Annotated in this window: 13 protein-coding genes; 9 read left to right on the top strand and 4 right to left on the bottom strand. The window is 59.8% G+C overall.

All coding sequences use genetic code 11. The annotated features are described in order from the left end of the window. Positions 1-104: 104 nt before the first annotated feature. The 7 genes from EYD00_RS04070 (at position 105) to EYD00_RS04040 (ending at position 7253) form a co-directional block, all read left to right on the top strand. Positions 105-1376: an MFS transporter gene (locus EYD00_RS04070; RefSeq protein WP_004441149.1), complete on the top strand. Its 1272-nt coding sequence runs from the start codon at positions 105-107 to the stop codon at positions 1374-1376. Between the two features lie 82 nt (positions 1377-1458). Beyond that, positions 1459-2619: a ribonuclease D gene (rnd, locus tag EYD00_RS04065; RefSeq protein WP_004441147.1), complete on the top strand. Its 1161-nt coding sequence runs from the start codon at positions 1459-1461 to the stop codon at positions 2617-2619. A 329-nt stretch (positions 2620-2948) separates the two neighbouring features. Next, positions 2949-3977 carry an adenylate/guanylate cyclase domain-containing protein gene (locus tag EYD00_RS04060; protein ID WP_004441145.1) on the top strand — a complete coding sequence of 343 codons (1029 nt, stop codon included), beginning with the start codon at positions 2949-2951 and terminating at the stop codon, positions 3975-3977. Positions 3978-4118: 141 nt separating this feature from the next. Then, complete coding sequence (locus EYD00_RS04055; RefSeq protein WP_034495796.1) at positions 4119-5477, top strand: esterase-like activity of phytase family protein; 1359 nt, start codon at positions 4119-4121, stop codon at positions 5475-5477. Positions 5478-5613: 136 nt separating this feature from the next. Next, on the top strand, positions 5614-5961 hold the full coding sequence (locus tag EYD00_RS04050; RefSeq protein ID WP_004441141.1) for a YunG family protein: 348 nt from the start codon (positions 5614-5616) through the stop codon (positions 5959-5961). A 164-nt stretch (positions 5962-6125) separates the two neighbouring features. Beyond that, a complete protein-coding gene (locus tag EYD00_RS04045) occupies positions 6126-6443 on the top strand; it encodes a hypothetical protein (RefSeq protein WP_004441140.1) in 318 nt (105 codons plus the stop codon). A 177-nt stretch (positions 6444-6620) separates the two neighbouring features. Continuing rightward, entirely contained in the window at positions 6621-7253 is a 633-nt protein-coding gene (locus EYD00_RS04040) for a DapH/DapD/GlmU-related protein (RefSeq protein ID WP_004441138.1), read from the top strand. A 47-nt stretch (positions 7254-7300) separates the two neighbouring features. On the opposite strand, the gene ppx is transcribed toward EYD00_RS04040, so the two are convergent. From ppx to EYD00_RS04020, 4 genes are all read right to left on the bottom strand, one after another. Further along, positions 7301-8824, bottom strand: a complete 1524-nt coding sequence (gene ppx / locus EYD00_RS04035) for an exopolyphosphatase (protein ID WP_004441136.1) — start codon at positions 8822-8824, stop codon at positions 7301-7303. Further along, positions 8821-11019, bottom strand: a complete 2199-nt coding sequence (locus tag EYD00_RS04030; RefSeq protein ID WP_034496238.1) for an RNA degradosome polyphosphate kinase — start codon at positions 11017-11019, stop codon at positions 8821-8823. The genes ppx and EYD00_RS04030 overlap by 4 nt, the downstream gene beginning before the upstream one ends. Positions 11020-11120: 101 nt before the next feature. Next, entirely contained in the window at positions 11121-11849 is a 729-nt protein-coding gene (gene hdaA, locus EYD00_RS04025; RefSeq protein ID WP_004441132.1) for a DnaA regulatory inactivator HdaA, read from the bottom strand. A gap of 2 nt (positions 11850-11851) precedes the next feature. Continuing rightward, positions 11852-13009 (bottom strand): AI-2E family transporter, encoded by a 1158-nt coding sequence (locus tag EYD00_RS04020; protein ID WP_004441130.1) that lies wholly within the window; start codon positions 13007-13009, stop codon positions 11852-11854. 283 nt (positions 13010-13292) lie between these two features. Between EYD00_RS04020 and purM the strand changes: the two genes are divergently transcribed. Together purM and purN are read left to right on the top strand one after the other, a co-directional pair. After that, positions 13293-14366, top strand: a complete 1074-nt coding sequence (gene purM / locus EYD00_RS04015; protein ID WP_004441129.1) for a phosphoribosylformylglycinamidine cyclo-ligase — start codon at positions 13293-13295, stop codon at positions 14364-14366. Then, positions 14363-15037, top strand: coding sequence for a phosphoribosylglycinamide formyltransferase (purN, locus tag EYD00_RS04010; RefSeq protein ID WP_004441128.1), 675 nt, complete (start codon positions 14363-14365; stop codon positions 15035-15037). The genes purM and purN overlap by 4 nt, the downstream gene beginning before the upstream one ends. Positions 15038-15120 lie beyond the last annotated feature (83 nt).

Below are 15120 nucleotides of genomic sequence, written 5' to 3'. Positions count from 1 at the left end.
GATTTGTCAAGGCAAAGCGCAACAATGTCGCCTTCAGCCTGTCCTTTCCCCCGCCGTGGCTTTAGATAGTGCATATTCAGCCCGCCAAACCGAGTCGGCCCGCAATGAGCCAGATCAGACCCCTCATCCCGCTTCTCGTCACCGCCGGCATCCTGATCGGCGGCAACGGCCTGCAGGGAACCTATATTGCCCTGCGCGGCATCTCCGAAGGTTTTTCCGCCAGCACCATCGGCGTCATCAGCGCCGCCTACAGCATCGGATTCGCACTCGGCTGCATTTCGGTGACGCGGCTTCTGCGAAAGATCGGCCATATCAGAACCTTCGCGACCATGGCAGCGGTCGCCTCGGCCGCTTCGATCGCCATGCCGCTCATCATCCACCCGCTATTCTGGATGCTGATGCGTTTCGTCATCGGCATTGCCGTCGCCTGTCTTTTTGCGGCCATCGAAAGCTGGATCAATGCCCAGGTGACGAATTCCAATCGCGCTCGCACGCTTTCCATCTATCGTTTCGTCGATCTCGGCTCCGTGACACTGGCGCAATATGTCATTGCCGTGATGGGTGTCGAAGGTCCGGTGGTGTTTTCGCTGATCGCGATAGCGCTGGTGCTGTCTCTGGTGCCGATCTCGCTTGCCGACAAATCCAACCCTGCCCCGCCGAAGCAGATTCCCTTCGACCTTTTCGCCGTCTGGCGCATTTCCCCGCTTGCCGTCGTCGGTTGCGTGGCAGTCGGCCTCAGCATGGCGGCCTTCCGCAATATTGGCCCGATCTATGCCGAACAGATAGGCTTTTCCGTCACCGCCATCGCCACATTCATGAGTGCGGGCATTATTGGCGGTGTGGTGCTGCAATATCCGCTTGGCGTTTATTCCGACCGTTATGACCGGCGCATCATCATCCTCGCCACCACGGCGGCCTCTGTCGTCGTCGGGCTCTTTCTCGCTTTCTTCGCCGGTACTGATGAATGGAGCAATATCATCGGCGTCTTCATCTTCGGCGCCTTCGCCCTGCCGCTTTATTCGCTGAGTTCGGCGCATGGCAACGATCACGCCAGGGAAGGCGAACATGCGATGATGTCAGCCGGACTGCTGTTCTTCTGGTCGGTGGGCGCAACCGTGGGGCCGCTTCTCGCTTCCGTCCTGATCGATCAGTTCGGTCCGAAGGCACTCTTCAGCTATACCGCCGCGATCCAGATCGTTTTCATCGCCTACACCATATATCGGCTGCAGGTGCGCGAGGGCGTTCCGCTTGAGGAGAGGAACTGGCGTTTCAGTTCGCTGTTGCGCACCTCGGCCTATTTCCAGAAGCTCGCCGCACCCGCACCACCTAAAAAGAATGGGTCGGAGCCCAATCCGCCGGAGAAAAACGATCGTTAGGCCTTCAAAAACGGGCTTTGTATTGACATGCGCCCGGCAAAGGGAAAGTAAGACGGATAATTTTCACGAGTGGCCATTTGCAATGATTGAAACGACCGCCGCCCTCGCCGAGGCCTGCACGGAACTGGCGAAATCGGAATTCATCACCATCGACACCGAATTTTTGCGGGAAACCACCTTCTGGCCGGAACTCTGCCTCGTGCAGATGGCAAGCCCGACTCTCGAGGTGCTGGTCGATCCGCTGGCGAAGGGCCTCGATCTTACGCCGCTTTTCGAGTTGATGGCCAATCCCGACGTCGTGAAGGTTTTCCACGCGGCGCGACAGGACATCGAAATCATCTACCATCTCGGCGGGCTTATTCCGCATCCGATCTTCGACACGCAGGTCGCCGCCATGGTCTGCGGTTTCGGCGATTCGATCTCATACGACCAGCTGGTTCAGAAGATCAAAAACGTGCAGATCGACAAATCCTCGCGTTTCACCGACTGGAGCCGCCGCCCGCTGACCGAAAAGCAGCTGGATTACGCGCTGGCCGACGTGACCCATCTGCGGGATGTCTATCTCTCGCTGAAAGCCCAGCTCGAGCGTGAAGGCCGCTCGCTGTGGCTGACCGAAGAGATGGATATTCTCGAGTCTCGCGACACGTATGACATGCATCCCGACGATGCCTGGCTGCGGCTGAAATCGCGCCTGCGCAAGCCGACCGAGCTTGCCATCCTCAAATTCGTCGCCGCCTGGCGCGAGCGGGAGGCGCGCTCCCGCAACGTGCCTCGCTCGCGCGTGCTGAAAGACGATGCGATCTTCGAAATCGCTCAGCAGCAGCCAAAGGATGCCGAGGCGCTGTCGCGGCTTCGCACCATTCCCAAGGGCTGGGAACGCTCCGCGTCCGGCAACGCCATCGTCGAGACGGTGAATGCGGCGCTGGCGCTGCCGAAAGAAGAAATGCCGAAGGCACCGCGTCACAGCCACGCGCCGGAAGGCTCGGGCGCTGCCGTGGAACTGTTGAAGGTTCTGCTGAAGCTGACAGCTGACAAGCACGGCGTCGCCGCCAAGGTCATCGCCAATAGCGACGATCTGGACAAGATCGCCGCCGAGGGCGAAAAGGCAACGGTGGCGGCGCTGACCGGTTGGCGGCGGGAGCTTTTCGGCAATGTGGCGCTGAAGCTCATCAATGGTGAGGTCGCCCTGCGTTTTGCCGGCAAGAAGGTCGAGGCTGTAGAGGTTGCGGCGAACGAGTCGTAACGCTCGCTCTTTCCGCGACCTTCTCATACCGCGTATCGCCTCATTCGCTAGCGCTGCGTCTGAAGGGCGCTGGCCGAACACCCGAATCGCCCGACGGCGCGTCGGGCGACAAAATCGGTGAAGCCATCGATTATACAATATCAACTTAGGCGGGGTGCGGGCCCCGCCCGTTGCGGCAACCGGGCAACAGGCTTTCCGATCCTTTATGCAACCTTACCGATTGCTCACTTTTTCCAGCGCTTTTTCCACATTAATGTCGCATATGACCTGAACAGAAGCTTTGCCCGCAAGGAGCGACGGGCCTGCCCTTCCCGAGATCAAGAATCGACATGAGAAAATTGCTGCCCATTCTGGATTACGTGGTGCTCTTCGTTGCCGTGGCCGGCAGCGGCGTGGCCTACGCCTTCCTGGAATATGGCGGTGGCGCGCTCATCGGCGCGACCTATGCGCTGTTTGCCTGCGCGCCAATCCTCGCCTTCGAGCGCGGTTACATCATGCCCGGCCTGTCGCGGCAGGTCAGCGCCCTGCCGACACCGGTTTACATTGCCGTCGGTCTTGTCATCTATGCCGTTCTCGTCTTCTGCGGCTTCGGGCTGGGCGGCACGATCCTGTGGCTGAGCGGCATCTTTCCCGGCACCTGGAAACGCGCCGTTCATGCCGAAGTACAGACGCTGGTCTTCACGCTCATCGTCTGCGGCATCATCGTCTTCATCATGCGCGTGCGTGAACTTCTTGGCCGCGATATCTTCATCGACCTCATTCTCGGGCGCTATCGCAGACCGGTGAGCGAAGACCGTGTCTTCATCTTCATCGACCTTGTCGGCTCCACCTCCTTCGCCGAAACCCATGGCGACCTGAAGGCACAGGAATTTCTGGGCGAAATCTTCGCGAGCTATGCCGCACCGGTCAGGAAACACGGCGGCGTCATCGACGATTACATCGGCGACGCCGCGATCATCACCTGGCCGTACCATAGGGCGATAAGGCGCGCGGCCTGCGTGCGCTGCGTTTTCGATATTCAGGCGACCATCGAGGAAAAGCGCGACATGTGGCTTTCCCGCTTCGGTGAAGTGCCGCGCCTGCGCTTCGCCATCCATGGCGGACCTGTCATCACTGCGGAAATCGGCGTCGACCATCACAAGATCACCTATTTCGGCGATACGGTGAACACGACCTCCAGACTCGAATCGCTGAGCAAGATGCTTGGCCATCCCGTGCTGATTTCCGCCGACCTCGCCCATCAGCTGGTGCTTCCCAAGGGCGTGCGCAGCGAATATCTCGGCGAGCACGCGGTCAAGGGCCGTGGTCAGACGCTCGGTGTCTGCACGCTCAGCCAGTATCAGGCCCCCGCCGCTTAGGGCGAAGCAACGTCGCCGTCACCTTGCCAGCGGCGCCGTCATCAAAATTCATCAAAGCTTCAAACGGCAATCACCTCTCTGTCATGTGCTCCCCCTATCGCGTCAATCCTGTCTTCAACAGGTACTGAGAGGGGTCTCAACATGAAGCACGTTCTTTTCGCCTCTTGCGCGGTTCTCGCGCTCGCTTCTGCATCGCAGGCAGCGGAAAAGGAGTTTCCGGCAAAGCTGGTTTCACATGCCATTCTACCGGCCAACACCATCATCGCCGCGCCTGCCGATGCGCCGGCACATCTCAAGACCTCCGCCAAGTTCACCACAGCCGACCGCAAGCGCGCCGAAGGCCTCGGCACCGTGCCCGGCAAGGACGGCGTGCGCCTGACGGGCCTTTCCATGCCGTTCAACGGCCAGCCCATGCAGGGCTTTTCCGGCATCAAGGCCATGCCGGACGGCAGCTTCTGGAGCCTTTCCGACAACGGTTTCGGCTCCAAGCTCAATTCGAGCGACGCCATGCTGATGCTTCACCATCTGAAGTTCGACTGGGAAGCCGGCAAGGTCAATGCGCTTGAAACCGTGTTTCTCTCCGACCCCGACATGAAATCGCCCTTCCCCATCGTTCTGGAAGGCACGGAAAAGCGCTACCTGACGGGCGCCGATTTCGATGTCGAATCCATTCAGCCTGTTGCCGACGGTTTCTGGGTGGGTGAGGAATTCGGTCCTTACATCCTGAAATTCACCCGCGACGGCAAGCTGACCGATGTGATCTCCACCAAGGCCGGTGATATCGAGGTGAAGTCTCCCGACCATTCGGCTCTCGCACTGCCTGGCAACCCGACTCAGAAAATGCCCGCTTTCAACCTGAAACGCTCCGGCGGTTATGAAGGCATGGCGCTCTCCAAGGACGGCTCAAAGCTCTACGGCCTTCTCGAAGGACCGCTTTATATGGCGGACGGCCAGGTAGAAAAGACCGAAGACGGCGCGACCGCGCTGCGCATCATCGAACTGGACACCGCCAGGAAAGAGTGGACCGGTCGCAGCTGGCTTTATCCGCTGGCGGAAGGCGGCGAGGCGATCGGTGACTTCAACATGCTGGACGAGACCACTGCCCTCGTCATCGAACGCGACAACGGCGCCGGCACGGCCGACAAGGCCTGCGCCGACCCGAAGGCTCCCACTGCGGACTGCTTCGCCCGCCCAGCCAAGGTCAAGCGCATCTACAAGATCGAATTCAACGACGCCAATGTCGGCAAGGCCGCCCGCAAGATCGGCTATATCGACCTGATGAAGATCTCCGACCCTGATAACAAGAAGCGCCAGGGCGGCGGCAACGGTTTCTACGACATGCCTTTCGTCACCATCGAGAATGTCGACCGCGTCGATGCCACGCATATCATCGTCGGCAATGACAACAACCTGCCTTTCTCTGCCGGGCGGGCGCTGGACAAGGCTGATGACAACGAATTCGTTCTGCTTGAGGTCAAGGACCTGCTCGAGGCGAAGTGAGGCCACGGCTGCCGTCATTTGCATTGACGGTCACCAATGATCCGGACGGAGCGCTGGCAGACACGAACGTCTGCGCGGCGCTCCTCCCGATTTTCCGGCCGCGACAGAAACATGCTTGCGGAAAAGAAGACGTTTCATGCAGGACCATGCCGAAAGACTGTACTACGCCCTGAAGAGAAGCTGGTCGGGCGAGACCAGCGGCCTCTGGTCGCGCGAAAATCCAGCCAGGGGGCAAGGAAGCGTCACTGCCCTGGTGGTTCAGGACATTTTCGGTGGCGAAATTGCGAAAACCGCTGTCAGCGGCGCGCAACACTTCTACAATATCATTGATGGCGTCCGCTGGGATTTCACCTTCACCCAATTCGATCTGCCGGTGGGTTATCAGGATCATCCCGCCAATCGGACCGAAGTCATGGCGACGATAACGCCGCTGCAATATGCCTATCTCAGCGCCTGCATTCGAAAGGCACTCGGCCACGGCTGAACGGCTTGCAAAAAGGACAGCCCATTGCTGTTCGATCCGCACGGCATGGAGGTCAACCGGCGCGCTACACTTCAAGACCGAGATTTATGTTTCCCGCAAAGCGGACACAATCCACGCGATAATATTGCTTGGCGAAATGGTTGTACCCACAGGAGAGACATTTAATGAGCGAGAGTTGTCCGGTTTTGACACCGGCAGAACGGCAGGTTCAGGATATATTGGAACGCAAGGAAGCGGCGATGATGGCGAGTGTTCATGCAGCGGTTGAGCGCGCCAGCAAAGAAGTCGCCGAAGCATTCGAGGCGGCCGGGTCAGACATGCAGCCACCACCCCGGGATTATTTTGCCGCGGTCGCGCATCAACAGCTCTTTTTGTTGTTATGCGGGGCCGACCCGCAGACCTTCGAGGGCGGCGACCCAGAAATCGCCGGTCATATCATTCGGAATGCTCAAAACATAACGGAGCACTACTGGAAACGATAATGCGCCCGAATGTCGCCGGCAGGTGACGCCGATCTGTAAGGAGAGAATGTCACACGAAGCAAGAGACGTGTTCTGAACTTGACAGGGTATGCCGGTCACGGATGGAATGCTCCGCCGTCTCGCGTCATAGGGCCTTCATCATGCCCGGTTAAGCAGGCGCAAAATCGGGAGACTGCAATGGATTCGACCGCACAGATCAAGCGCCCTAAGCTCGCAGAGACCGTCATTCATGCAACAGCCAGCGTAAGAGACTCGAGCATCGGCAGATGCTGCGAGATTTTGGCCGATACCTCGCTGCATAATGTTGAGCTCGGAGACTACTCTTATCTTGGTCCCCGCTGCATGGTGGGGGATGCGATCATCGGGAAGTTCTGCGCCATCGCCGCGGAGGTCAGGATAGGCGCTCCCAACCATCCGATGGACCGGCCATCCATGCACCGTTTCAGCTACTGCCCGGAATATTACTCTGCCGATGCGGTGCGCGACGATGCCTTTTTCGCGCAGCGGAAGCAGGATCGCGCCGTTATCGGTCACGATGTCTGGATCGGACACGGGGTCATCGTCCTGCCGGGCGTCAAGGTGGGAGACGGCGCGGTGCTGGCCGCCGGCGCCGTGGTGACCAGGGACGTGCCGCCCTATACCATCGTCGGCGGCGTACCCGCAAAAATCATTCGCGAGCGCTTTTCACGATCGATTGCGCAGAAGCTTACCGCTATTGCGTGGTGGGACTGGCCCTTCGAGACAATCATGGCGCGGCTTGGCGACTTTCAGTCAAACGATATCGAAGCGTTCTGCGAGCGCTGGTCCTAGCACGGGGCCAATGTCGTTTCTGTCGTGAACGGAAACTCCGCCGCTCCTTATTCGAACACGAAGGCCAGCCGCTTGCCCGTCAGCTTCGCCAGTTGCTGCAAACGTCCGTCCAGCCGCTCGCCGGCAAAATCGCAATAATCATGCGGCACCACAAATTCCAGATCGAGATCCGGATTATCTGTCTTGCGGAATTTCAGGTGATCCACGACACCCGGCATGGAGGCTGAAAAAAGATATACGACGCGCAGCAGGCCGCCCAGCAGTTTGGCGAGTTCCTGCAGACGCTCCCCCGCCATGGCGGCAAGCGGCTCGGTGGTGCCGTTGTCGTTCAGGCCTTCAAAGCGGTAATAATTGGCAAGTGCAATATAGGCGCGCCCGGGATGGGTGATCGCCACGAAGGACGAGTGGGCGATGATATTGAGCGCCTGCAGACCGCGGTAATCGGGATGCGCGCGCCAGCTGATGTCGGCCAGCAGGCAGGCGGCCTGCCGATAGCGGCTTTCCTCTTCCGTCTCGTCGATGCCGAAAACCGGGAAGGTGCGACCGCTCCAGTCCGCCAGTTCTCGCGCATGCTCCGGAGAACGGGCGCGCAAAATGGCAAGTTCGTCGGCGGCAACCAGCAGCGGATCGGATTCGCGCTCCGCCTCCGTCAGCAGCGAATAAAGGTAACCCTCGCGTACGCCCTGTGCGGAAAAAGCGATCCTGGCCGGCTTCATCATCTTCAGAACTTCGCGCATGGCGATGGCACCGAATGGCAGCAGCGAGCGGCGGTTCTTGGAGACCGCCTGCCAGGCGGGATCCTTGCTATCCCGGGAGACGATGACCTCCTCGAGGAAATTCAGCATTTCCTCCAGCGGCAATTCATAACCCTGCATCATGTGCAGGGGATAACCGGATATCTCCATGTGCAGCTTGGCGATATTTCGCCAGGTGCCGCCGACGGCGTAAAAGGTGCGCCCCTCACCCGCCGCCAGAAGTTTGGCGAAGGATTTGACGTGTTTTCTGGCAATGGTCGCCGCTTTTTCCAGCGAGCCGTCCGATTGCTCCGAAAGCCGCAGACCGCCAAGCGGCAGGGTGATGCCTTCGCCGCAGCTCTTGCCCTTGATGTCGATCAGCTCCAGCGAGCCGCCCCCGAGGTCGCCGGCGATGCCATCAGGATCATGGAAACCGCTGATCACGCCATAGGCCGAATAAAGCGCTTCCTTCTCACCCGACAGAACCTCGATCTCGCAGCCGAGGATGGCTTCGGCCTCACGAATGAAATCGGGACCATTTTCCGCTTCTCGGGCCGCGGCCGTGGCCAGCACATAAAGCTGCTGCGCCTGCGCCTGCTCGGAGAGGGCGTGAAAACGCCTGAGCGCCAGGAGCGCGCGGCTCACACCTTCCTCATGCATGCGCCCCGTCAGCGCCAAACCTTTGCCAAGCCCGCAAAGCACCTTTTCGTTGAACAGCACCGCAGGCGCGCGGGAAAGACCTTCATATACGACAAGACGAACGGAGTTCGAGCCAATATCTATGACGGAAACGGGGGCAAGGCCGGTCAGCCGCCCCTGTGCTTCTGATCGAGTCATTCAGCCTGTTTCTTGCGGGACGAAATCAACCCGGCAATCAATTTGGGCGCACTGGATTTCAGGGCTTCACCACGTCCGGAAAGGCTGGGATTGGTCATGAAATAGTGCTGCGCGTTGAACGGTTCTTCGCCTTTACGCACCTCGATGCGCCTCGACGTTCCGTCCGCAAGTATCTCGTAGCTCTGCTGGTTGTCAATGAGATTGCCCAGCATAATCTGTGAAAGAACCTGCTCATGCACGGTGGGATTGGTCAGCGGCACCAGCGTCTCCACGCGGCGGTCAAGATTGCGCGGCATCATGTCGGCAGAGCCGATATAGACCAGCGCCTTGTCCGACGGCAGGCCGAAACCATTGCCGAAGCAGAAGATGCGGCTGTGCTCCAGGAAGCGGCCGACGATGGATTTGACGCGGATATTGTCCGACAGGCCGGGCACCTGCGGGCGCAGGCAGCAGATGCCGCGCACGACGAGGTCCACCTCAACACCGGCGGCGCTGGCATGGTAGAGCGCATCGATGATCTCTGGATCGACAAGCGAATTCATCTTCATCCAGATCGCCGCCGGCGCGCCGCGCTTGGCGTGCTCGATTTCCTCGTGAATATGCTTGAGGATGCGTGCGCGTAGCGTATAGGGCGAGACGGCCAGCTTCATGCCCTCCTCCGGTTCGCCGTAACCCGTGATGAAGTTGAAGATATTCGCCATGTCGTGGGCGATCTTTGGGTTGCAGGTGAAGAAGGACAGGTCGGTATAGATCTTCGCCGTGATCGGGTGATAGTTGCCCGTGCCAAGGTGGCAGTAGGTCCTGAGCTTGCCATCCTCGCGGCGCACCACCATCGACATCTTGGCGTGGGTCTTGAGTTCGATGAAGCCGAACACGACCTGCACGCCGGCGCGCTCCAGATCGCGCGCCCAGCGGATGTTTGCTTCCTCGTCGAAACGCGCTTTGAGCTCGACCAGCGCGGTGACGGATTTACCTGCTTCCGCGGCGTCGATCAGCGCGCGAACGATCGGGCTGTCGTTGGAGGTGCGGTAAAGCGTCTGCTTGATGGCGAGTACTTCGGGATCGCGCGCAGCCTGCAGGAGGAACTGCACCACCACGTCGAAGCTTTCATAGGGATGGTGAACCACCATGTCCTTTTCGCGGATCGCAGCGAGGCAATCGCCGGCATGTTCACGAACGCGCTCCGGGAAACGGGCATTGTAGGGCTCGAATTTCAGGTCGTCGCGCGGGGCACGCACGATTTCCGAGATCGTGTTGAGCGCGAGAAGACCGGGCAGAACCGCGACGCGATTATCCGGCACACCGAGTTCGTGCACCACGAACTGCCTGAGCGACTGCGGCATTTCGCTATCGGTCTCGATGCGGATGACGGAACCGCGGCGGCGGCGTTTCAGCGCGCTTTCGAAGAAGCGCACCAGATCTTCGGCCTCTTCCTCCACCTCGATATCGCTATCGCGGATGATGCGGAACGTGCCGGAACCGCGAACGGTATAGCCGGGATAGAGCCGGTGAATGAACAGACCAACCACATCCTCGAGCGTGATGTAGCGGATGGCGTTCTTTTCATCAGGCAGCCGCACGAAGCGGTCGAGCGCCGGCGGCAGGCGCAAAAGCGCCGTCATCGGCTCGCGGCCGTTGACGCTGTCCAACTGCAGGCCCATGGAAAAGCCGAGATTGGGAATGAAGGGGAACGGGTGCGCCGGATCGATGGAGAGCGGCGTCAGCACCGGGAACATGCGTTCCTCAAACTCGGTCTCCAGCCAGTTGCGATCCTCATCCGAAAGCGCAGCCGGGCGTACGATGTAGATTTCTTCCTTGGCAAGATATTGCTGCAGAACGGCAAGCGAGGCCTGCTGCTCCATCTGCAGGTTGTCGATTTCCTTCAGAATATCTTCGAGCTGTTCTGCCGGGGTCTTGCCGTCCGGGGTCCTGACGGTGATCTTCTGGCGCACCTGGCCTTCGAGGCCGGCGACGCGAACCATGAAGAACTCATCGAGATTGGCCGCCGAGATGGACAGGAAACGCAGCCGCTCCAGCAGCGGGTGATCGGTGTTCAGCGTTTCCTCAAGGACACGGCGGTTGAACTGGAGCCAGGAGAATTCGCGGTTGATGAAACGCGCGGGGCTATCCCAGAGGTTCTCGCCCTCGGTCTGCGGCTGAACCTTGTTGAAATCTTCCTGCGCGACAGCGTCCATGCCCTGTTCCATCCCCTGACCAATTTCCAATCCGTGATCCTGCTGCATCCCGCGATCGTCCTTCTTGCCCGTATAACAGTTTGACGACGGAACTGTGACAGTCAATCGTCGTCCGGTCCGTTATGTCTCTCGGCATTGTCCATCGCGTTGAGGACTTCCGCGACCAGTGGGCGGGTGATCCTCGTTCCGCGCGAAAGCGCCAGCCTGTCGATCCGCTCTACGATCGTCTGCGCCGTATCGAGCGAACGTTCCATTCTGTTGACGATGTAGCCTATGAGTTTGTCATCCATGTAAAGCTGCCGGTCAGCGAAGAGCTTCACCAGCACCTGCGCCAGCAGCGCCTCGTCCGGTTCACCCGTTTCCACCACCGTCACGGCCTTGAGGCGCGAGCGCAGATCCGGCAGCGTGACCGGCCAGGCCGACGGCCATTGCCGGCTGGTCATCAGAAGCGTCGTGCCATTCTGGCGTACGCTGTTGATGACATGGAAGAGTTCGGTATCGTCAAAACCACGCCGATCGGCGTCCTCGAACAGCACCGCCCCCCTTTCGGCCGCGCGCGCGGCATCCGCGCCCGCCTGCGGATGAATCTCGCGAGCCTCGCTGATATTTTTCCAGATATTGGCAAGGTGCGATTTTCCGGAACCGGGCGGCCCTGCCAGCACGACCACCGGCGAGGGCCAGTGCGGCCATGCGTCAACGAGGCTGACGGCGGCCTCCAGCGAAGCCGACACGAGGAGATCCTCCCGGCCGGAGGCGGACGGATGCGAAAATGCGAGCGGCAGCTGCTCGGCCTTCGACCGGGCGTTGTCGGTTTTGATTGGGTCAGTCATTGTCAGCTCTGAGAGTCAACCTTGCCGGAGGACGTTTCCCTTTCTTCCAGGGTGAGGTTGGCTTCCCAGGGAAGGTTGGCGGCGTGCCCGTGGTAAAGATCGCTTTCAAGATACCGCGACAAGGCGAAGCGGACAAGCACGCCGACCGCCGCCGCAGCCGGCACCGCGACTAGAAGCCCGACGAAGCCGAAAAGCGCGCCGAAAGCGAAGAGGGCAAACATCAGCCAGACAGGATGCAGGCCGACGCTGCTGCCGACAAGTTTCGGCTGCAGGATATTGCCTTCGATGAACTGGCCGGAAAAGAACACGACGAGGGTCAGCACGACATAGAGATAATCCGGCCAGAACTGCACGATGGCGACGCCAACCGCCAGGATCAGGCCGACCATGGAGCCGATATAGGGAATGAAGCTGATGAGGCCCGAAAAAAGGCCGATCAAAAGGCCGAAATTAAGCCCGACCAGCGATAGGCCGACGGCGTAATAAACCCCGAGAATGAGGCAGAGCGAGCCCTGCCCACGCACGAAACCGGCAATGGTCTTGTCCATGTCGCGGGCGATCTGGCGCACCGTGTGCACGTAATCGCGCGGTATCCAGCTGTCGACCTTGTCGATCATCCGGTCCCAGTCAAGCAACAGGTAAAAGGCGACGACGGGGGTGACCACCAGGAGCGACACGACATCGACCAGCGATTTGCCGGAATTCCATATCTGCGTCAGCAATGTGCCGATGAAACCCGCACCTTCGGTGAGGAGTTTCGAGAAGTTCTCCTTTACCGCGTCGATCTGGCTGCTCACCCAGTCCGGCAGGAGATTGGTATCCGCGCCGGCGATCAGCTGCTGCAGCGACGAGATATATTGCGGGATGCGCGTGATGAATTCCGAGGCCTGGGCGGCAATGAGCGGAATGATGATGATGAGCGACAGCGCGAAGACCAGCACGAAGGAGATGAGAATGACGACTGTGGCCATCAGCCGGCTGAGGCCGCGCCTCTCCAGCCAATCGGCCACCGGATCGAGAAAATAGGCTAGCGCCATGCCAGCCACGAAAGGCAGGAGAATGGAGCTGAAGACCATCAGGAAGAGGATAAAGACGGCAAGCACGCCGATCCAGAAAAACACCTGCCGGCGCAGGCTGGTACCGCTTACATGGGGTTGCATCCGTTCATCCTTCTGTCACCGCATCGTCGTCCCGCATCATGGAGATAGGATGGGCGTGGGCACATGGTCAAGACTGCGTCGGCAAAGGGATAAGGGGGCTGAAAAAGCCGGCAACGCAGAATATCCGGTCCCACCTTCGCCGCATTGCGGCAAATGCTGCCGAGAGCGGCCATCGCGGAACGTCAAAGCCGTTAAAAACCGGAGGTTTTGCCACTCAAACCCTTGCATCAGGCCCCGTCCCGTGCGAATGGCGACGCCAAAGGAACCAGCGGAGACGAGAGCCATGAGCCAGTCGGGCAAGAACGGTCTTACCTATAGTGACGCAGGGGTGGATATCGACGCCGGCAATCTGATGGTCGAGAAGATCAAACCGGCGGTGCGTTCCACGCGACGTCCCGGCGCGGACGGCGAAATCGGCGGCTTCGGCGGCCTGTTCGATCTGAAAGCCGCTGGCTTCACCGACCCGGTTCTGGTGGCCGCCAATGACGGCGTCGGCACCAAGCTGAAGATCGCCATCGACGCAAACTATCACGACACCGTCGGTATCGATCTCGTCGCCATGTGCGTCAACGATCTCGTGGTTCAGGGTGCAGAACCGCTGTTCTTCCTCGATTATTTTGCCACCGGCAAGCTCGATCCCGACCAGGGCGCTGCGATCGTTTCCGGCATCGCCGCCGGCTGCCGCGAATCCGGTTGCGCGCTGATCGGCGGCGAAACCGCTGAAATGCCGGGAATGTACTCAGATGGTGATTACGACCTCGCGGGCTTTGCCGTGGGCGCGGCCGAACGCGGCCAGCTTCTGCCCGCCGGCGACATTTCCGAGGGCGACGTCATTCTTGGCCTGTCCTCATCCGGCGTCCACTCCAACGGCTTCTCGCTGGTGCGCAAGATCGTATCGATCTCCGGACTCGACTGGGATGCACCCGCTCCCTTCGCCGATGGCAAGAAGCTGGGCGAAGCGCTGCTGACTCCAACCCGCATCTATGTGAAGCCGCTTCTGAAGGCGATCCGCGAGACCGGCGCGCTGAAGGCACTGGCGCATATTACCGGCGGCGGTTTCCCGGAGAATATTCCGCGCGTTCTGCCCAAACATCTCGCCGCCGAGATCGATCTCGAAGCGATAGAGGTTCCCGCCGTCTTCTCCTGGCTTGCGAAAACCGGTGGTGTCGAAGCAAAGGAAATGCTGCGCACCTTCAATTGCGGCGTCGGCATGATCGTCGTGGTTTCGGCTGAAAATGCCGAAAAGGTCACCGAAGTTCTCACGGCCCAAGGCGAGACCGTCTTCCCGCTCGGCCGCATGGTCGCCCGTGAAGAAGGCGCGCATGGCACGATCTACAAGGGCGCCCTCGCCCTATGATGCCCGCCACCCTGTCGTCCGGCCGCAAACGTGTCGTCGTTTTCATCTCCGGCAGCGGCTCCAACATGGTGTCGCTGGTAAAGGCCTGCCAGACGGCGGATTTTCCGGCGGAAATCGCCTGCGTGATCTCGGACAAGGCAACTGCCGGCGGGCTGGAAAAGGCACGGGGTTTCGGCATTCCGACCCTCGTCTTCGAACGCAGGACCTATGCGAGCAAGACGGAACATGAGGGCGCCATTCTGGCCGCTCTTGGGGAGATTGCGCCTGACATCATCTGTCTCGCCGGCTATATGCGGCTGATCTCGGGGGATTTCATTGCCCCCTATGAAGGCCGCATCATCAATATCCACCCTTCCCTGCTGCCGCTTTTCCCCGGTTTGCATACGCATCAGCGTGCCATCGACAGCGGCATGAAGATTTCCGGCTGCACGGTGCATTTCGTCACCGAAGGCATGGACGAGGGCCCGACGATTGCGCAGGGGGCTGTGCCGGTTCTTTCCGACGACACGGCCGATACCCTGGCTGCGCGCATTCTCACCGTCGAGCACCAGCTCTATCCACTGGCGCTGAAATTACTCGCCGAAGGCAGGGTACGGATGGAAGGCGGAAAAGCCGTTTTCGACAAGAACGAAAGTAAAACCGAGTATTCCATCCTTGTTTCTGCCTCGTGATGTAGCTATTTCTAAAGTACATAGATAAATCAGAATTGGTATCTTCGGTGAAATAAACCGATCATTTACCATAATCGTCTTTA

Source organism: Agrobacterium sp. 33MFTa1.1, from assembly GCF_004328495.1.
Lineage (GTDB): Bacteria > Pseudomonadota > Alphaproteobacteria > Rhizobiales > Rhizobiaceae > Agrobacterium > Agrobacterium pusense.
The sequence above is the reverse complement of the archived record's forward strand: the minus strand, read 5'-3'. Positions and strand labels throughout refer to the sequence as shown.